This window comes from Vicinamibacterales bacterium (assembly GCA_036496585.1).
Lineage (GTDB): Bacteria > Acidobacteriota > Vicinamibacteria > Vicinamibacterales > 2-12-FULL-66-21 > JAICSD01.
The window spans coordinates 158,244-179,840 of the sequence record DASXLB010000004.1 but is presented as its reverse complement, the minus strand read 5'-3'; the positions used below and the strand labels follow the sequence as shown (position 1 = coordinate 179,840).

Sequence of the window (21,597 nt, the reverse complement as noted above, 5' to 3'; positions counted from 1 at the left end):
CTCGCTGCCCTCCGCGCTAGATGCCCGCGGCGTTCGCCTTCGCCACCAGCCCGTCGAGCTCTTTCCGAAGCGTCTGATACCGTTCGATCGCGTCGCGACCGATCTGCTGGTCGACACCGCTCGTCATGCCTGCCAGGTATTGCACCTGCGACTGCAGGCCGGGCTTGTTGTAGCGGACGCCCTCGGGCATGCTGACGATCGCGTCGTAGATCGTCTTCGCGGCTGACGCCTTGGCGGCGTCGGGACTGGCGAGCGCACCGCGGACGCGAGTCAGGAGCTGCGCCACGGCGCCCGACAGCTCGCGCACGCGGACGTTGTGATCGAACTGCTCCTTCAGGTCCGCGCCCGTCACCCCTTCGGCGGCGATGCGCGGATCGATCAGCACGGTGAACGCCTGTGTCTCGCTGACGTCGCCGGCCTTCAGCCGCACCTGATAGCTCCCGGGCGGCAGCGTCAGGCCCGCCGCGTTCCGCACGTCCCAGGCGACGCGATTCATGCCGGCGTCCTTCGTCACACGCGGCGGCGGGATGCCGCGGCCGCGGCCACCGCCGGCCTCGGGATCGAAGTTCCCTTCAGCGCCGGCCGCGGCGTCCGCGCCTGCCCCGGCGCCACGGCCGCCCCGACCACCGCGTCCGCCGCCGATCGGCGTTTCGCTGCTATAGCTGTTGACGACGGCGCCGGCGGCATCGAGGATTTCGAGCGTCACCGCGCCGGACGCCGGCGCCGGCAGGTAGTACTCGAACTGCGGTGCGAGCGTCTGCGGGCTGATGCGGGTACGGTAGCCGGGACGCGGCTCGAAGAGATGCACGGCCGTCGTCGTCACCTGCGGCGTCAGCTGGTGCAGCGCGCTGAGGTCGTCGAGCATCCAGAACGCGCGTCCCTGCGTCGCGACGACGAGCGCCTTGTGGTGCACCTTGATGTCGGCGATCGGCACCTGCGGCAGGTTGAGATTGAACGGCTGCCAGTGGCCGCCGTTGTCGAACGAGACGTAGATGCCGAACTCGGTGCCGGCATAGAGCAGCCCTTCGCGGTCGGGGTCCTCGCGGACGACGCGGGTCGGGGTGTCGGCGGGAATGCCGTTGGTACCGTCGGTCAGGCGTGTCCAGGTCTTGCCGTAGTCGTCGGTGCGGTAGAGATACGGCGCATAGTCGCCGAGCAGGTAGCGGTACACCGCGAAATACGCCGAGCCCTTGCGGTGCGGCGAGACGTCGATGTACTGGACGCGGCCGCCAGGCTGCAGGTCCTTCGGCGTGACGTTCGTCCAGGTGCGGCCGTTGTCGCGCGTCACGAAGAACGGTCCGTCGTTCGAGCCGGTCCAGATGACGCCGCGCTCGAGCGGCGACTCGAGGATCGCGTAGAGCGTGCTGTAGAACTCCTCGCCGGTGACGTCGCGCGTAATCGGCTCGCCGCTGACCCCCTGGCAGCAGTCGGGATGCGCCGTGAGATCGGGCGAGATCCGCTCCCAGCTGACCCCCTTGTCGCGCGAGCGATGAAGGTACTGCGAACCGTAGTAGAGCACCTCGGGATCGTGCGGCGACGTCGCCATCGGCGAGACGCGCTGGAAACGGTAGATTAGATCGCTGGCCGGGTTCCCGTAGAGCGACTGCGCGCCCACCCAGTAGTTCTTCTCCTGTCCCGTCTTCAGATCCATCACGCCGTACTGCCCCTTGCACGAGCCGTAGACGATCTCGGGGTTCTTCGGATGCGGCATGATCGGTCCGGTTTCGCAGCCGGGGCCGGCGCGCCAGTCGCCCAGGTTGTAGGGCTCGGCCACGCTCGAGATGATCACGGTGTCGTCATCCTGCTGCGCGCCATACAGCTTGTAGGGAAACCCCTCGTCGAGCCAGACGCCGTAGAACTCGCCGGTCGGCTGGTTCATCTGCGTCGACCAGGTGCGGCCGCCGTCGAACGACACGTTGGCGCCGCCGTCGTTCGCCTGGATCATCGTCTTGCCGTCGTTGGGGTTGATCCAGATGTCGTGCTGATCGCTGTGCGGCGTCCGCATCGGACTGAACGTCCGGCCGCCGTCGACGGACTTGTAGAAGTTCTCGGCGCCCGTGTAGAGGACGTCGGCGTTGGTCGGATCGACGCCCAGCGTGTCGTAGTAGAACGGCCGCTGGATCATGCCGGAGGCTGCGGACGCAGGCTGCACGTCCATCTTCTTCCACGTCTGGCCGGCGTCGTCGGAGCGATAGAGGCCCCCGCCCGGCTTCGCCTCGATCAGCGCGTAGACGCGAGCCGGGTCCGCGGCGCTGACGCCGATGTTCCCCTTGCCGATCAGATCGGCCGGCAGGCCCCCGGTGATCTTCGTGAAGTGCTCGCCGCCGTCGGCCGACCGGTAGAGACCGCCTTCCCGGCCGCCGCTGATGATCGTCCACGGCTTCCGCTGCAGTCGCGACATCCAGACGAAGACGACACTGGGGTTGCCGGGCTGCAGCTCGACGTCCATGGCCCCGACGCCGTCGCTGATGTAGAGCACCTTGCGCCACGTCTTCCCGCCGTCGGTGGTCTTGAAGACGCCGCGCTCGGCGTTGTCCCTGAACGCGTCACCCTGCGCCGCGACCCACACCGTGTTCGGGTCGGAGGGATGGATACGAATGCCGCCAATCTGCCCGCTGTCCTTGAGACCGGCGAACGTCCACGTCTTCCCTTCGTCGATCGACTTGTAGATGCCGCGCCCCGTCGACACGTTGCTGCGCACGTCGTCGGATCCGGTACCGAGATAGATGACTCGCGGATCGGAGAGCGCGACGTCGACAGCGCCGGTCGAGCCGAGCGGGACCTGGCCATCGGTGAGCGGCTGCCAGCTCTGGCCGCCGTCGGTCGTCCGGAACAGTCCGCCGCTCGCCACGCCCATGTAGAACGTCTTCGGCTGGGAGGGCACACCGGTCACCGTCGTGACACGGCCGCCGCGTGAAGGGCCGACGAGGCGGTATTGGAGGCCCTTGAAGAGCGCCGGATCGACCGCCGCCATCTGCGGCGCCGTAGCGGGCTTGGCGGCGCGGGTGGCGGGCTGCGTGGCCCGTGACGCGGGTTGTGGGGCACGCGTCGCAGGAGCCTGCGCGGTCGCGAGCGCGGTGGCGCAAACGACGGCAGCACCCACGAGAAATCTCGAGCGATGTCGCATCCGTCCACTGTACCGCACCAACGCGAGGCGATAGTAGTCGGGCCGACTAGAAGCCGCCGTGGCGAGTGAACGCGGACCTGAGTTACGGCTTTTCCGACACCTTCAGCAGCTCGACGAGATAGTCCTTCCACACCGCCGCCAGCGTATGCGTGCCGTGGCCGGCCGTCTTGTCGCTGAACGCAATCATGATGGCGCGCCCCTTGGGCACTCGCGTGATCTCTTTCTCGAGCACGCCGATCTCCGGCGGGTTGACCAAATCGTCGGCGGAGTTCACCGCGAACAGCGGCGCCGTGATCTTTTCGAGATTCGGGCCCGGGTCGTAGTCGAACGAGGCCTCGAGCGCATAGAGCTGGTCGTTGGCGTCGTTGTTCCTGACCCAGTTGGCGACGTAGGCGTCGATTTCTCGATCGGCCTGGGCGAGCGTCGGCGCGCTCCGGGAACGGATCGCCGGATTGCTGCTCACCAGCCACAGCATCTCGGCCGCGGTGCGGGCGCTTGGCGGCTGCGTCGTGTAGTCGCCTCCCTGCCACGCCGGATCGTTCCTGATCGCGTCGATGACGACGCGCCGCCAGACCCGATTGCGGCCGGAGATCTGGCCCGGCACGCTGGCGAGCGGCATCAGCGCGTCCATGAAGTCGGGCCAGCGCTCGCCCCAGAGCCACGTGTGCATGCCGCCCATCGACGTGCCCATCACGAGTCGCAGGTGATTCACGCCGAGGCCTCGGGTGAGCAGCGCGTGCTCCGCGGTCAGCATGTCCTGGTAGCCGAATTTCGGGAATTTCGCGCGCCGCCCGTCGCTCGGCTTGCTCGACTTGCCATGGCCGATGTCGTCGGGAAGGATGACGTAGAACTTCGTCGCGTCGAGCGGCTGGCCGGGCATGAACAGCTCGCCGGCGAACCCGCGCCCGACGAACTGCGCGCCGGTCCCGCCCGTGCCGTGCATGATCAGCACCGCGTTGGTGACAACGCCCTGGGCGTTCTTCTTCGGGGTGCCGAACGTACGGTAGTGAATCCGCAGCTCCGGAAGGGTCTCACCCGAGTTGAACGTGAAATCCTTGATGACGAAGTCCGACTCGGTCATCGGCGGCGCCTGGAACTGCGCGCGTCCGCCACCCGCCTGCAACACCAGAGACAGCGCCACGGCCTGAAACAGCATCAGTCGATACTCCTGTGAGCTACCACAGTCCAACTTTCCCCGTCACCGAGGCGCGCAGCTTCGCCGGATCGAAGCCGACGCCCTGCTTGAACACCGTCTCGACCTTCCGCACGTCGCCGATCGTCGTCGACGGATTGCCCCCGATGACGACGAGGTCCGCCTGCTTGCCGACCGCAATCGAGCCGATGCGCGCCTCGCGGCCGAGATACGTCGCGCCGTTGAGCGTGCCGATCCGGATCGCTTCGAGCGGCATGAAGCCGGCCTCGACGAGCAGCTCGAGCTGGCGCTCGTTCGAGTAGCCGGGAACGACGCCGCCACCGCCGGTCGGATCGGTGCCGGCGATGAGCATGCCGCCAGCGCGGACGAAGGCGCGCTCGAGCGCCATCCCCTTTGGGAAGAGCGTCGCGTAGAGCGACTGCGGATTCTGCGCGGTCCGCGCGTAGTTCGCCTCGAACTGCTGCTTCAGTTCCGGCAGCAGGACGTCGAGACCCGGCGGCAGCGGCCGGCCCGGGGTGAACGTCTCGAAGACCGTCAGCGTCGAAGTGAGCGCCACATGCTTGTCGACGAGCTTCTGCACCAGCGCCTTGAACGGGGCGCCGTTCTCGTCCAGCGCCGCGATCGTCCGCTGACCAACCGCCTGTCCGGGACAGACATCGGGTTGCTTGTCGGCCACGAAGTCGGTCGCGGCCATGAAGCCGTGCTCCAGATTGTCGATGCCGAGATCCGCGGCTTCCGAGTACGTCACCGAGCAGAGATGCCCGGTGATCTTCATGCTCCGCTTGTGCGCTTCTTCGATCGACGCCTTCAGCTCGTCGCGTGTGATCTGCATGTAGGCCTTGAACGACGTCGATCCCATGTCGGCCCAGTAGGCCACCTGCTTTCGCGCGTCTTCGGCATCCTTCAGCGGGTGCATCTGCAGCATCCCCTGCGGTCCGTTGAGGTACGGTGCAGTCGCGTCGATCGACGGACCTGCCTGGGTGCCGGCGTCGATCTGCCGCTTCAGCTCGATGTCCATCACGCCATTCGTGTTGCCCGCCGTCCGCATCGACGTCACGCCGCCGGCCAGATACAGGCGCGCGAAGCTCAGCCCGAGCTGGCCGTAGACACCAGGACCGGTTGGATAGTAGGTGTGCTCGTGCACCATGACGAGCCCCGGTATCACCGACTTGCCGGTGAGATCGATCGTCGTCGCGCCGTCGGGCGCCTTGACGCGAGCCGTGTCGCCGATCTCGGCGATGTTGCCGCCGCGGATGACGATCGTCTGATCGTCCCTGGCCGGCGCGCCGGTGCCGTCGATGACGCGGACGTGCGTCAGCGCGACGCCGGGAGCGTCGACCGTGATGAAGCCGCGGACGGTCGTGGAAAACTGTCCGGTCTGTGCGGCCGGCAGGATGACGATCGCCGCTGCCAGCGCGACCGCCAGCGCGGCGGTGCGCGGCGTCGAGGCCAGGGCCACGGCCGGCCCCAGCAGTCGAGTCTGAATCCGCATGCGCGGGATGTTAACGTAAAAGGATGTGCCGCAACATCCGGCCGCTCTTCAATTTCGAACCGCCCGTCACCGAGGATGAAGTACGGGGGGCGTCGCTGCAGTTCGTGCGCAAGATCAGCGGCTTCAGCAAGCCGTCGAGAGCCAATGAAGAGGCGTTCACCCGCGCCGTGGACGAAGTGGCGGCGGCGGCACGGACGCTCGTCGACTCGTTGACCACGTCAGCCGCTCCTCGCGATCGCGCGGTGGAGGCGGAGAAGGCGAAGTCGCGGGCAGCCGATCGGTACCCGCCACGCCAGCGGATGTGAACGAGCGGCCGACCCAGGCGCCGGCGCGGTGGATCGCCCGCGCGTCGGCGGTCGCAGCGGCCAGCGTGCGAAGGAAGATCGCGCGCAGCGTCAGCGGCCGCGGGTCGCGCCGCCGCGGCTCGGGTCCGACGGCATACTCGCCGAGCGTCGTCCCGCTCAACCCGCCCAGCCACACGTAGTAGCCCAGGCCGAGCACCAGGCCGACGAGCAGGAGCGGCGCCGACGCACGATGGAGGGTGGCAACCGACACGCGAGCCAGGATCGCGGCGCCGCCGCTGACGAGCAGGAGCAGCGCGCCGTTGACCGCGCCATCGAGCGACGCCGCCGCGAACGGCTGCCAGGCCGGCTGTCGGGACGCGCCCGACGCCGGCGGGGCGGCCGCGGAAACGGTGACGACGCCGCGCCTTCGCGCCAGCGCGTCAATCGGGTTCTCGATGCGCGGCAGCAGCGGTTCGCAGTCGGCCAGCACGGCCTCCGCGTCGAGCGCGTAGGCGGCGGCAAACGACCGGATCGCGGCCCGGCCGTAGATCCCGGGCGGAAGGTCGCCGTACCGCCCCTCTTCAATGGCGCGGGCGTGCTGTGGACGCAGTCCCGTCCGACTCGCCAGTGCCGCGAGATCCTCGCCGCGCTGCGCGCGCGCGCGCCTGAGCTGCTCGTGCGGTGCCGCCGGAGCCATCGATCGGCCTATCGACCGCAGGCCCGGGCGCCTTCACTCAGCCGTATGCGGCGCGGCGGCTCGGCGAGTCCGAACGCGGGGATCGCGTGGCTCAGTTACTGAATCGTCGGCGCGCGCGCCTCGCCGTTCGCGTCTCTCAGACTCCTCCTCGCGGATCCGCATGGACGACGAGCGGCTGCGTGTAGGCGGTGCCGTTCACCGTCAAACGAACGCTATAGACACCATGCGCCACACTGGCGCCGCGGCCGCGGCCGCCGCCCCCACCGCCTCCGCCCGCGCCGCGGCCACGGCCACCTGCCGGCGGCGTCGGGCGCAGATCCCAGACCCAGCGGTGCAATCCCGCACTCGACGGCAGCGGCTCAGGACTCGGCGCCCATATCGTCTGGACGGCGAGCGTGTCCGGATCGCGCGGCTGCGGACGATCGTCGCTGGCATAACGCCGGATCACCGCCCCGGCGGCGTCGAGAATCTCGAGCGACACCGGACCCTCGGACGCCGACTTCAGGTAGAAGTCGATGATCGCTCCCGACGCCGGATTCTCCGCCTGCGGTTCGTCTTTCGGCAGCGGCGTGCCCTGTTCGCTCGGAGCCGGCAGGTCGTAGGCGTCCGCCGGCCTGAAGAGAATCGCAGCGGCCGCAGTCGACTTCGCGTCGAGCTGCCGCAGCGCGGTGATGTCGTCGAGCACCCAGAAGCCGCGACCGTGAGTGGCGACGACAAGGTCGTCCCCCTTGACGGCGAGATCGCGCATCGACGTGGCCGGCAGGTTCAGTTGCAGCGACTGCCAGGAATCGCCCTCGTCAAAGGAGACGTAGACGGCGCGTTCGGTGCCGCAGAACAGCAACCCGCGGCTCTGCGGATCCTCCTTGACAGTCTGCGCGTACACCCCCGGCGGCAGCCCTCCGGTGATCGACTGCCACGTCTTGCCGCCGTCGCGCGTGCGGTAGAGATGCGGGTCATAGTCCTCGAGCTGGTGGCGCTCGACGGCGACGTAGGCGGTCATCGCGTCGAAATGAGACGCTTCGATCATCGTCACCTTGGTCCAGGCGGTCAGCTCGGGCGGGGTCACGTTCTGCCACGTCCCGCCGTCGTCCGACGTCACCTGCACCAGGCCGTCGTCGGTGCCGGCCCAGACGAGCGCGGCACGAACGGGCGACGGCGCCAGCGTATAGACGACGCCGCGGCGTTTTCCTTCCGGCGCGTCGGCCGCCGCCGCGGCGTCGAGAGTCGGCGGCACGCCGGGGTCTTCACGCGTCAGGTCGTCGCTGATCTTCGTCCACGTCTCGCCGCCGTCCGTCGTCTTGTAGACGAACTGGTTGGCGAAGTAGAGCGCGCGGCGATCCGCCTGCGAGAAGACGAGTGGCTGCGTCCAGGCGTGCCGATACGACACGCCTTCGCGCGGCACCTCCGGGGTGACGTTTCTGGTCGCCCCGGTCTCGACGTTGCATTTTTCGACGGTACCGCCGAACACGATGTCCGGGTGCAGCGGATCGGGGGCGGTGTAGCCACTTTCGCCGCCCGCGCAGAGCGGCAGCCAGTGGTGCATCGAGATCGTGCCCATCGCGGCGCGCGACGGCGTCGTGACAGCACCGCTGTCCTGCTGCGCAGCGGTGAGCCAGTAGGGAAAGCGGTAATCCGGCGCGACGTGATAGAGCTGGGCCGTCGCCTGGTTATACCAGGAACTCCACGTGCGGGCGCCGTCCACCGAGACGATCGTCCCCTGGTCGCCGCCGACGATCAGGCGGTTCGGGTCGTCGGGCGAGATCCACACCATGTGATAGTCGTCGCCGCCCGGCGACGCCTTGATTGGGGCGCCCCAGCTCTTGCCGCCGTCAGCCGACCGGTAGACGCCGGTGTTGGGCACGTAGACGACGTCGGCGTTCTTCGGGTCGGCGGTGACCTTCTCGAAGTACCAGCCGCGCTGCCAGATGCGGGTGTCACCCGACATCCTGGCGAAGCTCGCGCCGGCATCGTCCGAGCGGAACAGTCCGCCTTCCTTCGCGTCGGCGATCACGTAGATCCGCTTCGGGTTCGCGGCCGGGATCGCAATCCCCATGCGGCCGAGACCTTCCGTCGGAAGCCCGTGGGTCAGCTGCGTCCAGGTCGTGCCGCCGTCGGCCGACTTGAACAGCCCGCTGCCCGGAAGGTTCGCCGGCGCGTAGATGAACCACGGCGGCCGGCGGACGGCCCACATCGCGGCGTAGAGCGTCTGCGGATTCGACGGATCGAAGGCGATGTCGATCGCGCCGACGCTGTCGCCCTTGAAGAGCACCTTCTGCCAGGTGCCGCCACCGTCCCTCGACCGGTAGACACCGCGATCGGGATTGGGGCCGTAGACGTGTCCCAGCGCGGCCACGAACACGATGTTCGGGTCGCGCGGGTGCACGATGACGCGTCCGATTTGCCGCGTCGAATCGAGACCGACGTGCTTCCAGGTGGCGCCGCCGTCGGACGAGCGGTACACCCCGTCGCCGAACTGGATCGAATCGCGCATGTCGGCCTCGCCGGTGCCGACGTAGAGCACGGCGGGATCCGAGGGCGCCACCGCAAGCGCGCCGATCGAGGCGACGCCGGCGCGGTCGAAGATCGGCGCCCAGGTGCGGCCGCTGTTCGCCGACTTCCACACACCGCCGCCGACCGACCCGAAGTAGAACGTCGTCGGCTGGCCCGGCACGCCGGTCACCGCGTTGACGCGGCCGGCGCGAAAAGGCCCGATCATCCGCCACTTGAGCGCGCCGTAGAGCGACGGATCGACCGCCGCCGCCTGCGTTGCGGCGCCGGTCGCAAACGCACCTGCCGCGAGCACGCCGGCGGCGCCGAGTCCGAACACGAATCGTTTCACGCTCTGTCTCCTGCTGCCAAGGTCTGTGAAAGAGGGAGACAGAATACCGCGTCGGGACGGCCTCGCGACGTAGACTGTGCGGATGGAGCCATCGGACGACCGCCCGGTCCGCAACATCTCCGACACCGCCGTCTGGGTCGCCCACTACCGGGCGGTGGAGAGCGAGAGGCCGGACGCGCACTTCCACGATCCCTACGCGCGGGCGCTGGCCGGCGAGCGAGGGGCGCGGATCGCGAAGTCTCCGCAGTTCGGCGACCGCAACGCCTGGGCGTTCGTGGCCCGCACGACGCTGATCGACCGGATGATCGAGGACGCCATCGGCGCCGGTGTCGATCTCGTCGTCAATCTCGCGGCCGGCCTCGACACGCGCCCCTACCGCATGCCGCTGCCGGCAGCGCTGCGATGGGTCGAAGTCGATCTGCCGGCTATCTTCGACTACAAGGAGGCGGTGCTCGGCGACGCCGTCCCGCGCTGCGCGCTCGAGCGCGTGCGCCTCGATCTCTCAGACGAAGCGGCGCGGCAGGCGTTCTTCGCTGCCGTCAGTGTCGGCGCGCGCGACGCGCTGGTGCTCACGGAGGGACTGCTCATCTATCTGTCTCCGGCGCAGGTGAGCACCCTGGCGCACGACGTGGCGGCGCAGCCCTCGTTCCGCCGTTGGGTGATCGACGTCGCCTCGCCGGGCTTGTTGCAGGTGCTGGCGCGGCAGACCGGACAGGCGATTGTCGACGCCGGCGCCGCTTTCCAGTTCGCTCCGGCTGAAGGACCCGACTTCTTCCGGCCGCTCGGCTGGACGCCGGTGCGGGTCGAGTCGCTGTTGAAGGAGGCGCGCACGCAGAACCGGCTGCCCTGGCTGCTGAAGCTGTTCGCCGCATTGCCGGAGCCGAAGCAGCGCAATCCGAAGCGCCCGTGGTCGGCGATCGTGCAATTGCAGAGAGCGTGATTCGAGGCAGGGCCGCGCGATCGCCTCCGCTGCGGCTCACTTCGGAGCGACGTAGCTCTTGCGGGCGCGGGCGACGAGTCCGTCGCCCTTGACGTGCACTTCGAGCCGGTGGCTCTTGCCGTCGTTCTTCTGCGGCACGAACCCGATCAGATACTGGCGGTGCAGTTCGTCGGCGACGCGCGCGAACGTCGACGTCAGATCGGCGGTCCTGGTCAGCTCGAAATAGCCGCCGCCGCTGGCGGCCGTGAGCGTCTGCAGCCCGGGGTCGGGGCGATCCGTGTAGCCGCGGCCCCGTCCGCCGCCGCCCCGCCCGCCGAACCCGCCGTAGCCACGACCGCCGCCGGATCCGCCGTAGCCGCGATGGAATCCGTCCTCGGCGCTCGCCAGCCCGATCGCGTAGACCATCACGTCCTCTTCGTCGGCGCGCTTGGCCACACCCTTCAGCGAGAGATTGTTCGGGCTGCCGTTCATCGGGTTGTCCATGCCGTCGGTGAAGACCAGCACGACACGCCGCCCCTCCACGTGCAGCAGCCCCGTCATGCCGACGCCGACGGCATTCCAGAGCGGCGTCGGACCGGCCTCCTGCAATTCGGTGCGCAGGATACCGGTCAGCTCCTCCTTGCTGTTGGTGAACGACTGGGGATCGACTTCGATACGGTTCGAGAAGCTGCCGATGCGCGCCTTGTCGCCAGGCAACAGCCGTTCGACGAACGTTTCCGCGGCCTTCTCCACGAGTCCGAAGTTGCCGACCATGCTGCCGCTGCGGTCGAGCATCATCACGACCGTGATCGGCTGGAGATCGCTGGCAAAGGTGGTGATCGTCTGCGGCTTCCCGTCGTCGAAGATCTCGAACTTGTCCTTGTCGAGATCGGTGACGAGGCCACCGGCCGCGTCGGTCACCGTCGTGTAGACGGCCACCGTCTGCGCCCCGCTCCGGAACGGTGCCTGAGCCGACGGCGCGATCGACACCGACACGAGCGCGATGACCAGCGCCGCCGACAGCCGCGCGCTCATCGGGTGCCGGCGCCGCGAAGAACACGGCCCGGCAATGCGCCGGTCGCCTTGCCGCCGGCGATCACCGGGACGCCGTTGACCAGCACCGCGTCCATGCCCTTCGACAGCTGGTTCGGCTCGGCGAACGTCGCGACGTCGGTCACCGACGCCGGGTCGAAGACGACGATGTCGGCCCAGATCCCCGCCTTGAGCACGCCGCGATCGGCGAGGCGCATCTTCTGGGCGGCGAGCGCGCTCATTTTGCGGATGGCCTCCTCGAGCGATAGCAGCTTGTCTTCGCGGACGAACTTGCGCAGCACGCGTGGAAAGGTGCCGTAGGCGCGCGGATGCGGGTGCTCCTGGCCGAGCCGCCCCGTCGGCGCCGTTCCCTGCGAGTCGTTGTCGAACGCGACCCACGGCTGCGCCACCGCCATCGACACGTCGCCTTCCGCCATCGCAAACACCGCCACTTCCGTGAACGCGTGATCGCGGATCAGGATCTCACAGAGTGCATCGATTGGATCGAGCTTCCAGGCGCCCGCAGCATCTTTCAAAGTCTTGCCTTGAATGCCCCTGAGCTCGGGGTTCTGGACGGCGCCGATCAGCACCGACTCCGGTCCGGGAATCTCCTGCCATTCGTTGTCCCACGACCGGTCGTCGGGATTGGTCATGTCGGCGCGGATCTTCGCGCGGGTGGCCGGATCCTTCAGCCGTGCGATCAATCGCTCGTCGCCGCCGTCGTGCGCCCACGGCGGCACGAACGCGGAGAGCGAGTTGAACCAGGCGGCATAGCCATAGGTGTCGGCGGAGATGTCGACGCCCTGTCGGCGCGCCTCGTCGATCTTCGCGACGATCTCCTTCATCCGGCCCCAGTTGCGCCGGCCGGCGGCCTTGACGTGCCAGATTTCGACCGGAATCCCCGCCTCGCGGCCGATCCGAATCGCCTCGTCGAGCGCGTCGAGCACGGCATCGCCTTCCGAGCGCAAATGCGTCGCGTAGACGCCGCCGTACTTCGCCGCCTCGGAGGCGAGGGCGATCAGTTCCTCCGTCTTCGCGTAGGGAGCCGGGGCGTACTGCAGCGACGTCGACACGCCGACCGCCCCCTGCTCCATCGCCTCGCGCACCAGCGCCCGCATGCGATCGAGGTCGGCCGGCGTCGGCTGCCGATCCGCGTCCCCGAGCACCATCCGCCGCACCTGGGTCGCCCCGACGTAGTGCGCCATGTTGATGCCCAGGCCCTGCTTCTCGACCCGTGCGAAATACTGCGCGTGGTTCCGCCAGTCGGGCACGATGCCGAAGTGATCGTAGGTGACCTTGTCGGCCGCGACGATCGCGGCGTCGAGCGGCGCCACCGAGCCCCCCTCGCCGGTGATCTCGGTGGTGATGCCCTGGAAAATCTTGGAGGGCAGCGTCGGCTCGACGAGCACGGTCAGCTCGGACTGGCCCAGCAGATCGATGAATCCAGGCGCGACGACCCGTCCGCCGGCGTCGATCGTCTGCGCCGCCGGCAGGCCGGCGAGATGCCCGATCGCCGCGATGCGCCCGCCGCGGATGCCGATGTCGGCGGCGTACCACGGCGAGCCGGTGCCGTCGACGACATGGCCGTGGACGATCAGGACGTCGAAGGGCGACTGAAGGGCGGACGCCGCGGGGCGCAGCACGGCGAGCGCGCAGAGCAGGCCGGACAGCGTCAGGCGAGTCATTGGTTCCTGTAGACCTGTCCCCGCTTCATCACGAACCTGACGCGGCGGACCGCGGTGATGTCATCGAGCGGATTGCCCTCGGTGGCGACCAGGTCAGCCTCGTAGCCGATCGCGATGGCGCCGATCCGGTCGCCGAGCCCCAGGGATTCGGCCGAGAGCGAGGTCGCGCTGATCAGGACGTTGGCCGGCGTTTCGCCGGCTTCCCTGACCCGGTAGACGAACTCCTCGGCGTTGCGTCCGTGCGCGCCGGCGACGGCGTCGGTGCCGAACACGATCTTCACATGCCGCGCCCGCGCCCGCCGCAGCGCGTCGGCCGTCGGCGCGATCCCCTTCTCGATGGTCTGGAGCGTCTGCGTGGTGAACGTCGGAAAGCCGGCGCCGTTGTCGAGATAGTTGTGCAGCACCAGCAGGTTGGGGTCGAAGTAGGTGCCGCGCGCCGCCATCAGATCGAGCGTCTCGTTCGAGATGAAGGTGCCGTGCTCGATCGACGTGCAGCCGGCGAGCACCGCCGCCTTCGCCCCCGGATCACCGATCGCGTGTACGACCGATCGCAGGCCGGCCGCCTTCGCCTCCGAGCACACGGCCTGGATCTGCGCATCGGTCATTGTCTGATCGCCGCCGGCGCCGAGACCGGAGGTCGCGAACAGCTTGATGACGTCCGCCCCTTCCTGCTTCGTCTGTCGGACCAGGGCGCGCAGCTGGTCGGGATCCCCGCTGCGGTCCTGGATCTGCCGCAGCGACGTGAGGATGCGCGGCCCCGGCAGACGCCCGCGCTCCACCCGGTCGCGGACAACCCCTTCGATCGCCGCGCCGACGCTCTGCACCGTCGTGAAGCCGCCCTGCAGGGTGATCCAGGCATTCTCGGCGGTGAACACCGCCGACTGCTCCACCGGCTCGCCACCGGCGACCGACACGTGGCGATCGTCGAAATGCCAGTTGAGATGGACGTGCGTGTCGATCCAGCCGGGCATGAGCACGCGACTGCGCAGATCGATGTCGATCGGCGCGGCGTCGGGATCGATCGCGGCGATCCTGCCGCCCTCGATCACGAGACGGGTGTCGTGGAGCACACCGCCCCTGCCGTCGAGCGCGGTGCCGATCGCCACGACCGTGCGCGGCGGCGACTGCGCCGACACGGCGGCCGCCATCGCGACGACGGTGAAGGCCCGCCCCAGCGCTACGTGCGTTCGACGATGACGGCGGTTCCGTAACACAGGACCTCAGTCACCCCCTTCATCACCTCGGTCGCGTCGTAGCGGACGGCGATGACCGCATTGGCCCCGACTTCGGTGGCGTGCTGCAGCATCAGATCGAACGCCTCGGTGCGCGCCAGTTCGCACAACTCGGTCAGCAGCGTGATGTTGCCGCCGACCAGTGTCTGCAGGCCGGCGCCAATCGACCCGATCAGCGAGCGCGATCGCACGGTGATGCCGCGGACGATTCCGAGCGACTTCGTCGTGCGGTAGCCGTCCAGGGCGTTGGCGGTGGTGGTCATGGCGTGGATGAGTGGAGCCATGTCGCTATATTACGTCGCCAATGCGACGGCCTACTGCCGCCGCGACGAAGGGGGAACCAACCCCTTCAGCCGGAAATAGGTCACCAGGTTGCCGTAGTGCTCGTTGTCGTGGCCGATCTGGCCGACCAGCGACGCCGCGCGCGTCGTCTGACCGGTGCCGCCGAACGCGGCCTGCACTTTCTCGCCGGCATTGGCGTCGGTCACCGCGGCGAAGGCCGCGTCGCAATAGGCGATGGCGTCGTTGGTGACCTTGACGATCTGCGCCTTGGTCGTCATCTTGCCCTCGAAGGAGTCCTCGTGGAACGGCGCCTTTTCGTTCTTCGCCGATGCGCAGAACTCGTAGCTGGCGCCAGCCACGTGGGCGAGAATCTCGCCGGCGCTGCGGACGTCCGGAGTGGGCTTGAAGCCGTAGTGCTCCTCCGGCATCATCTCGGCGGATTCCTTGATGTTCTTCTTGACGCTGTTCCAGTTGTTCCGGAGCACGTCGCTGACGGGATTCTGCGCGAAGGCGGTGGCAGCGGTGAACACCAGGGCCAAGGTCACGATCGTGTGCTTCATCGGGATTCCTCGTCAGTTAGCAGTCAGCAGTTTGCCGTGAGCTGTCGGCCGTCATCGTTCATCGGCCCCGCTCGTACTTCCAGTTGCGTCCCCTGCCTTCGGCGATCCAGGCCACCGCCGTTTCGAGGCGCCTTGCTCGTGTGGCCTCGGTCTTGGCTTCGGTGATCCACTCGACGTACTCGCGCTGATGGGACGGCGGGAAGTCGGTCCAGGCGGCGATCGCCTTGCCATGCTTTTTCAGCGCGGCGAGCAGGTCGGCTGGCGCCTTCGGCGGCGCTTTCGGCGCGGCGCGCCGGCGCACGACCCTGGCGCCCGACTCGTTGAGCGCCACCGCTTCCTTCACCATCTTCACGAGCGCGCGCTCGGACGGCACGTCGTCGATCGACTCGAAGCGGCCGAACTGTCCCATCGCTTCCCGGCGTTTGGCCTGCGGCACCGTCTGCATCAGCGACGCCTTCCAGAAGGCGAGCGCACAGTGGGCCTTGAACGCGGCCATGCCGGCGAGCGGCCCCTTGTAGGAGAAGGCCGGCATCCCCCACTTGATCGATTCGCCGGCGTCGGGACAGCCGGCGTGCACGGCCTTGCGGATGCGCGCGAGGATGGGCTGGGCGAACGGCCGTGCCTTGGCGATGTAGGCGTCGATGCGCGGGTCTCGAGCAGTCATGATCAGGCGAGGATCTCCTTGACGACGGTGCCGGCGACGTCGGTCAACCGGAAGTCGCGGCCGCTGTAACGATACGTCAGCTTGGTGTGATCGATGCCCAGCAGATACAGGATGGTGGCGTGCAGGTCGTGCACGTGCATCGGCTTCTCGATCGCCTTGAAGCCGAAGTCGTCGGTCGCGCCGTAGACGGTCCCGCCCTTGAATCCGCCGCCGGCGAGCCACATCGAGAAGCCGAACGGATTGTGATCGCGGCCGGCATTGAAGCCGCCGCCGCCGGAGCCGATTTCGGCGACCGGCGTCCGGCCGAACTCCGAACCGCACACGACGATCGTCTCGTCGAACAGGCCGCGCGACTTGAGATCCTTGATCACGGCGGCGAACGGACGGTCGGAGTCGAAGGCCGGCTTGCGGTGCTGCGAGTACAGATCGCCGTGCGCGTCCCACGGATCGCCCGACGAGTAGTAGACCTGCACCATCCGCACCCCCTTCTGCACGAGGCGCACCGCCATCAGGCAGCTGCGCGCGGTGCTGCCCGGGCCGTAGAGCTCCAGCGTCGCCTTGCTCTCCTTGCGGATGTCGAACACCTCCGGCGCCTCGGTCTGCATCCGGTAAGCGACCTCCATCGAGCTGATGGCGGCCTCGAGCTGCGGATCGGCGATGTGCTCGCGGTCGGCGCGCAGCTTGTCGAGCGCGGCCGCCAGATCGATCTCGCGCCGCTGCTCGTCGAGCGTGAACTTGTCGTTGCTGACGTAGGAGACGAGCGTCTTCGGGTCGAAGTCCTTCTCGACGATCTGATCCTTCTTCTCCACCTTGTCGCGGATGAAGGTGCCCTGGTGCACGGCCGGCAGGAAGGCGCTGCTCCAGAGCGGCGATCCGACCGTGGTCGGCGTCTCCGGACAGAGGACCACGAAGCCGGGCAGGTTGTGGTTGTCGGTGCCGAGCCCGTAGGTCAGCCAGGCCCCCATCGACGGACGGCCGACCTGCGTGTGGCCGGTGTTCATCATCAGCAGCGACGGCTCGTGGTTCGGGATGTCGGTGTACATCGACCGGATCACGCAGATGTCGTCGGCGTGCTCGCCGACCATCGGAAACAGCTCGCTGACCTCGAGCCCGCTCTTGCCGTACCGCTTGAACGCGAACGGCGACTTCATCAAACCGCCGGTCCGCCGTTCGGTCGCCACCGCACCGCCCGGCAGCGGCTGGCCGTTGTACTTCTCGAGCATCGGCTTCGGGTCGAAGCTGTCGACCTGCGACAGGCCGCCGTTCATGAACAGGAAGATGACATGCTTGGCCCTGGCGGGATGATGGAGCCCCGGCGTCTGCGCGGCGAGGTCGAGCGAACGCCCGACCAGGCTGGCGAACGCGAGCAGACCGAAGCCGTTGCCCATGGTGCAGAGGGCCTGGCGGCGGGTCACCGGCGCGCGGAGTTTGTGCATGAAAAGTTGGCTGTTGGCAATCCGCAGTTAGTCGATGAACAGAAACTCGTTCGAGCTCAGGAGCACCTTGAGGTAGCGGCCCAGGGGAGTGACCGGCAGCATCCGCTTCTTGTCGTCCTCGGCGTTGCTGCTTCCGGCCGCACCCATCACTCCGGCCATCATGCCCTCGCCCATCTTCTCGGCCTCGTCCTTCTTCTTCGGCGCCGGCTTCTTCTGGTCGGGCGGGGCGTTCTTCTCGGCCGCCTGCTTCTTGTCGTCCGCCGCCTTGCGCTCCTCGTAGGATCGCAGCGGTTCGGCCGAGAGATAGGCGAGCCCGGCGGTGACTTCTTCGGGCAGCGGCTCACGCCCGAAGAGCGTCCGATACGCCTTGCGGATGCGCGCGGCGTTGTCGGGTTCGGCCTCGAGCAGGCGGGCCAGGCGTTCGGCCTGCTGCTGCATGAAGTCGCTGTTCATCAGGAACAGCCGCTGCAGCGGCACGTTGGTGCTGAAGCGCTGCTCGGCGCTGATCGTCGGCGCCGGAAAGTCGAAAAGCTGCAGGAACGAATCGAGCTTGTAGCGGCTCACCTTGCCGTAGAGGGTCCGGCGGGTCGACGCCGGCGTCAGATCCGCCGACGGTCCGCCCATCTTCAGATCGAGCGCGCCCGCCGAGAACAGCGACGCATCGCGGAGCTCTTCGGCGGTCATGCGGCGGCGGTTGGCGCGCCAGTACCAGCGGTTGCCGGAGTCCTTGGCGAACGCCGCCGGCGAATCGTCGTCGGACGACTGGTAGACCGCGCTCAGCATCAGCAGCCGGTGCAGCTGCTTCAGCGATCTGCCGTGCTCGACGAACCACGAGGCGAGGTATTCGAGCAGTTCCGGGTTCGACGGCGGGTCGCCGAGCTTGCCGAAGTTGCTCGGTGAATTGACCAGGCCGGTGCCGAAATGCCACTTCCACACCCGGTTGACGATCACGCGCGCCGCGATCGGCTGCGCCGCGATGGCGGTGGCCAGCTCGAGGCGCCCGCTCCCTTTCGAGAACGCCGCCGGCGGTCCGTCGACCAGCACCGACGGGAAGTGCCGCGTCACTTCGTCCCCCGGCTTGAACGGATTGCCGCGGATCGCCACCTTCATCGTCTGCAGCTTGGCCGCGTCGGCGACGCCGTGCACGTAGGTGAACTTCGGCGGCATCGCTTTCTCGATCGCCTTGATGTCGTCGCGCAGCTCGTCGATGTAGCGGCGGCGATCGGCGCCGAGCCAGCGATCGAGCCCCGGCCCGCGAAACGCGAACAGGCCCGGCCGGTCCTCTTCCTTCAGGTTCGCCGGATCGGCGCTGTCGACCAGGTCGTCGCGAAACATGTCGGCGTACAGAAACGCGCGGTCCCCGTCGAGGCTCTTCAGCTCGAGGCCGCATCCCGGACAGAAGTCGTCGTTGGTGACGAACTCATTCGGAAGGTTGGCCTTCTCCTTCTTCCTGGTGCCTGGCAGCGCCTTGGCGCGGATGATGTCGTTCTCGTCTTTCACCTCGCGCGCCTGGAACATCACCTCGACGGCGAGATCCTGGAACTCGGAGGCGAGCGCCTTGGCCTCCTCTTCAGTGCCGCCCGCCTTCACCATCTCCTGCCACTTCTTCAGGTAGGGATAGAACTTGGGCGGCTTGGCGAGGAACCGGATCCAGCGCTGGAGCAGCTCGTAGTCGAGCTTCCCGGTGGACGCGACGTCGCCGGCCTCGTTTTTGGGCTCGCCGGTCACGCGCCAGGCCGCCAGCATGTACTTCGCCGACTGCAGCGACAGCGTCTCGGCGAGCTGCCGGCTCTCGGTGCCCGTGAAGTCGTCGAGCAGCTCCTGCTTGTTCTTCTTCTTCTTCTCGAGCGCCTTGTAGTCGTCGACCACCGATTTCGGGGCGAGCGGATACTCGTGGTACTCGCTGTTGAGGAACACGCCGGCGAGCGCGTAATAGTCGCGCTGCGGGATCGGGTCGTACTTGTGATCGTGGCAGCGCGCGCAGGCGACTGTCAGCCCGAGGAAGCCGCGCGACACGACATCAACGCGGTCGTGACGCTCGTCGGCATGCGTGACTTCGACGGATCCGTTGTCGTAGTACCACGGCCCGATCCCCAGGAAACCGAGCGCCGCAAGGTGGCGCACGCGGTCGGGATCGTCGAACTGGTCGGCGGCGAGCTGCGCCTTCACGAAACGGTCGTAGGGCAGATCGTCGTTGAACGCCTTGACCACCCAGTCGCGATACAGATAGGCGTTGGGATACGGGTTGAAGCCGCGGCGCATCGGATCGAGGCTGCGCGGATCGTCTTCGGCATAGCGGGCGACGTCGAGCCAGTGGCGCCCCCACGCTTCGCCGTAGCGGGGTGAGGCCAGCAGGCGATCGACGACCTTCGCGAACGCGTCCGTCGACGTATCCTTCTCGAAGGCATCGACCTCGTCCGGCGTCGGTGGCAGCCCCGTCAGGTCGAACGTGGCGCGGCGGATCAGGGTCCGCCGACCGGCCGGCCGCACCGGTTCGAGCCCTTCGCGCTCGAGCCGCGCCAGCACGAAGCGATCGACGTCGGTCTTTGGCCACTCCGCGTTCCGCACGTCGGGCGCCGGCGGTACCGGCGTGGTCAGCGGCTTGAACGACCACCACGCGCGATTCTCGGCGGTGATGACCATCGGCGGCTTGGCAGCGGGCGCCGCCGCTGCGTTGGTGCCGATCCCAGCCGCCGGCGCGGCCGCCGGCCACGGAGCGCCCTGCCGGACCCATTCGGCGAACGCCGCGATCGTCTGATCGGGCAGCTTCGGCTTCTTCTTGGGCATCTTCGGCGCGTCCCCCTCGCGCCGAATCGTCTGAATCAGCAGGCTCTTGTCGGGATCCCCCGGCACGATCGCCGGACCGTGCTCGCCCCCCTTGAGGAGCGCGGCGCGCGAATCCACGCGCAGGTCCCCCTTCTCGTCGTCGGTGTGACACTCACCGCAGGTGTCGAGGAGGACGGGGCGGATGTTCGCCTCGAAGAATTCGGCCTGCGCCGGCGTCGGCAGCGGTGCCATGTCCTTCGCCGCGGGAACCTGGGCGACGATCCGGATCGTGGTGACAGCGGCAAAGGTGCTAAAGGCGAGCGCGATCGACGCGTGCGCTTTCGTCATGACGTGCATGCGTGCCGGTGGAAAGAGGGGCTATTATGCCGCAGTTCGCACCTGAAGCCATGCGCAAACTGCCGTTTCTCGCTGCCTGCCTCTGCGCGCCGTTGCTCGGACTGGCCCAGACGCCCGCCCAACCGGCCGCCGCGCCGGCGCGGCCCAAGCGTCCCGGTGTCGCGACACCGGGGGTTCGCATCCCAATCACGAAACTGAAACCGGCGGCCGTCTACGCGGTGCCGGGCGCGCCCGACTGGATGGCGGCCGACAAGGATCTCTGGGTGTCGAACGAACCGAAGAACACCGTCTCGCGGCTCGATCCGGCAAGCGACACCGTCACGACGTTTGCGGTCGGCAAGGCCCCCTGCTCGGGGCTTGCGGCGGCGTTCGGCACGCTCTGGGTGCCCAACTGCGGTGACTCCACGGTCAGCCGGCTCGATCTGAAGGACGGCAAGACGCAGGCGACCTTCCCGGTGACGATCGGTGATTCCGAAGGGGGCGTTGCCGCCGGCGCCGGCAGCTTCTGGATCCTGACCGACAAGCTGGGCACGCTGGCACGCGTCGATCCGGCGACGAACAGGGTCGTCGCCGAGATCAATGTCGCGCCGGGATCATATGCCGTCGCGTTCGGCGGCAACGCCGTGTGGGTGACGAGCTCGGAGAAGAACCTGCTGACGCGCGTCAACGCGCAGACCAACGTGATCGAGGAGACCATCCCGGTCGGCCCGAAGCCGCGCTTCCTCACCGTCGGCGAGGGCGCCGTCTGGACGCTCAACCAGGGGGACGGATCGATCACGCGCGTCGACATGAACACGAACAAGGTGGCCGCGACGATCGAGGCGGGCATCCCCGGCGGCGGCGGCGAAATCTCGGCGGGCGAAGGCTCCGTCTGGGCCACGGTTTTCGAGTACCCGATCACCAGGATCGATCCGTCCACCAACAAGGTCGCACAGCAGTTCTTCGGCGACGGGGGGGACTCGATACGGGCCGGCGGCGGCTGGGTATGGCTGACCAACCTTCGCGGGGGCACGGTCTGGCGCATCGATCCCAAGCGGATTCTGGCGACGCTCCCGGAATAGCACCGCCGGCG

15 protein-coding genes are annotated in these 21,597 nt (G+C 68.2%); 2 read left to right on the top strand and 13 right to left on the bottom strand.

The window, feature by feature from the left end; all coding sequences use genetic code 11:
* Nucleotides 1-16: 16 nt before the first annotated feature.
* From VGI12_01295 to VGI12_01275, 5 genes are all read right to left on the bottom strand, one after another.
* Entirely contained in the window at nt 17-3,103 is a 3,087-nt protein-coding gene (locus tag VGI12_01295; GenBank protein ID HEY2431278.1) for a hypothetical protein, read from the bottom strand.
* A gap of 106 nt (nt 3,104-3,209) precedes the next feature.
* Nucleotides 3,210-4,283, bottom strand: coding sequence for an alpha/beta fold hydrolase (locus VGI12_01290; GenBank protein HEY2431277.1), 1,074 nt, complete (start codon nt 4,281-4,283; stop codon nt 3,210-3,212).
* Between the two features lie 19 nt (nt 4,284-4,302).
* The gene (locus VGI12_01285; protein HEY2431276.1) at nt 4,303-5,772 is read right to left on the bottom strand and encodes an amidohydrolase family protein; all 1,470 of its coding nucleotides are present in this window, start codon (nt 5,770-5,772) and stop codon (nt 4,303-4,305) included.
* Between the two features lie 156 nt (nt 5,773-5,928).
* A complete protein-coding gene (locus VGI12_01280) occupies nt 5,929-6,753 on the bottom strand; it encodes a helix-turn-helix transcriptional regulator (protein HEY2431275.1) in 825 nt (274 codons plus the stop codon).
* 136 nt (nt 6,754-6,889) lie between these two features.
* Nucleotides 6,890-9,592, bottom strand: coding sequence for a hypothetical protein (locus VGI12_01275; protein HEY2431274.1), 2,703 nt, complete (start codon nt 9,590-9,592; stop codon nt 6,890-6,892).
* 82 nt (nt 9,593-9,674) lie between these two features.
* Between VGI12_01275 and VGI12_01270 the strand changes: the two genes are divergently transcribed.
* Nucleotides 9,675-10,532, top strand: a complete 858-nt coding sequence (locus VGI12_01270; protein HEY2431273.1) for an SAM-dependent methyltransferase — start codon at nt 9,675-9,677, stop codon at nt 10,530-10,532.
* Nucleotides 10,533-10,568: 36 nt separating this feature from the next.
* On the opposite strand, the gene VGI12_01265 is transcribed toward VGI12_01270, so the two are convergent.
* The 8 genes from VGI12_01265 to VGI12_01230 are packed head-to-tail and all read right to left on the bottom strand — an operon-like array spanning nt 10,569 to nt 20,516.
* Entirely contained in the window at nt 10,569-11,546 is a 978-nt protein-coding gene (locus VGI12_01265) for a VWA domain-containing protein (protein ID HEY2431272.1), read from the bottom strand.
* Nucleotides 11,543-13,228, bottom strand: a complete 1,686-nt coding sequence (locus tag VGI12_01260) for a D-aminoacylase (GenBank protein HEY2431271.1) — start codon at nt 13,226-13,228, stop codon at nt 11,543-11,545. Before VGI12_01260 ends, VGI12_01265 begins: the two co-directional genes overlap by 4 nt.
* The gene (locus VGI12_01255; GenBank protein HEY2431270.1) at nt 13,225-14,442 is read right to left on the bottom strand and encodes an amidohydrolase family protein; all 1,218 of its coding nucleotides are present in this window, start codon (nt 14,440-14,442) and stop codon (nt 13,225-13,227) included. Before VGI12_01255 ends, VGI12_01260 begins: the two co-directional genes overlap by 4 nt.
* A complete protein-coding gene (locus VGI12_01250) occupies nt 14,406-14,744 on the bottom strand; it encodes a YbjQ family protein (GenBank protein ID HEY2431269.1) in 339 nt (112 codons plus the stop codon). Before VGI12_01250 ends, VGI12_01255 begins: the two co-directional genes overlap by 37 nt.
* A 30-nt stretch (nt 14,745-14,774) precedes the next feature.
* Nucleotides 14,775-15,302, bottom strand: a complete 528-nt coding sequence (locus VGI12_01245) for a DinB family protein (GenBank protein HEY2431268.1) — start codon at nt 15,300-15,302, stop codon at nt 14,775-14,777.
* 58 nt (nt 15,303-15,360) lie between these two features.
* Complete coding sequence (locus VGI12_01240) at nt 15,361-15,966, bottom strand: YdeI/OmpD-associated family protein (protein ID HEY2431267.1); 606 nt, start codon at nt 15,964-15,966, stop codon at nt 15,361-15,363.
* A 2-nt stretch (nt 15,967-15,968) separates the two neighbouring features.
* On the bottom strand, nt 15,969-17,402 hold the full coding sequence (locus VGI12_01235; protein ID HEY2431266.1) for a DUF1501 domain-containing protein: 1,434 nt from the start codon (nt 17,400-17,402) through the stop codon (nt 15,969-15,971).
* Between the two features lie 27 nt (nt 17,403-17,429).
* Nucleotides 17,430-20,516, bottom strand: a complete 3,087-nt coding sequence (locus VGI12_01230; protein HEY2431265.1) for a PSD1 and planctomycete cytochrome C domain-containing protein — start codon at nt 20,514-20,516, stop codon at nt 17,430-17,432.
* Between the two features lie 59 nt (nt 20,517-20,575).
* Here VGI12_01230 and VGI12_01225 point away from each other — a divergent pair, with 59 nt between their 5' ends.
* Entirely contained in the window at nt 20,576-21,586 is a 1,011-nt protein-coding gene (locus tag VGI12_01225) for a hypothetical protein (protein ID HEY2431264.1), read from the top strand.
* The last annotated feature ends 11 nt before the right edge of the window (nt 21,587-21,597 follow it).

Excerpts from the sequence above, each read along its gene's own strand:
- VGI12_01230 (HEY2431265.1), bottom strand. The coding sequence starts at position 20,516 with ATGACGAAAGCGCACGCGTCGATCGCGCTCGCCTTTAGCACCTTTGCC.
- VGI12_01265 (HEY2431272.1), bottom strand. The coding sequence starts at position 11,546 with ATGAGCGCGCGGCTGTCGGCGGCGCTGGTCATCGCGCTCGTGTCGGTG.
- VGI12_01245 (HEY2431268.1), bottom strand. The coding sequence starts at position 15,302 with ATGAAGCACACGATCGTGACCTTGGCCCTGGTGTTCACCGCTGCCACC.
- VGI12_01235 (HEY2431266.1), bottom strand. The coding sequence starts at position 17,402 with ATGCACAAACTCCGCGCGCCGGTGACCCGCCGCCAGGCCCTCTGCACC.
- VGI12_01250 (HEY2431269.1), bottom strand. The coding sequence starts at position 14,744 with ATGGCTCCACTCATCCACGCCATGACCACCACCGCCAACGCCCTGGAC.
- VGI12_01240 (HEY2431267.1), bottom strand. The coding sequence starts at position 15,966 with ATGACTGCTCGAGACCCGCGCATCGACGCCTACATCGCCAAGGCACGG.
- VGI12_01280 (HEY2431275.1), bottom strand. The coding sequence starts at position 6,753 with ATGGCTCCGGCGGCACCGCACGAGCAGCTCAGGCGCGCGCGCGCGCAG.
- VGI12_01225 (HEY2431264.1), top strand. The coding sequence starts at position 20,576 with ATGCGCAAACTGCCGTTTCTCGCTGCCTGCCTCTGCGCGCCGTTGCTC.
- VGI12_01270 (HEY2431273.1), top strand. The coding sequence starts at position 9,675 with ATGGAGCCATCGGACGACCGCCCGGTCCGCAACATCTCCGACACCGCC.
- VGI12_01260 (HEY2431271.1), bottom strand. The coding sequence starts at position 13,228 with ATGACTCGCCTGACGCTGTCCGGCCTGCTCTGCGCGCTCGCCGTGCTG.
- VGI12_01285 (HEY2431276.1), bottom strand. The coding sequence starts at position 5,772 with ATGCGGATTCAGACTCGACTGCTGGGGCCGGCCGTGGCCCTGGCCTCG.
- VGI12_01290 (HEY2431277.1), bottom strand. The coding sequence starts at position 4,283 with ATGCTGTTTCAGGCCGTGGCGCTGTCTCTGGTGTTGCAGGCGGGTGGC.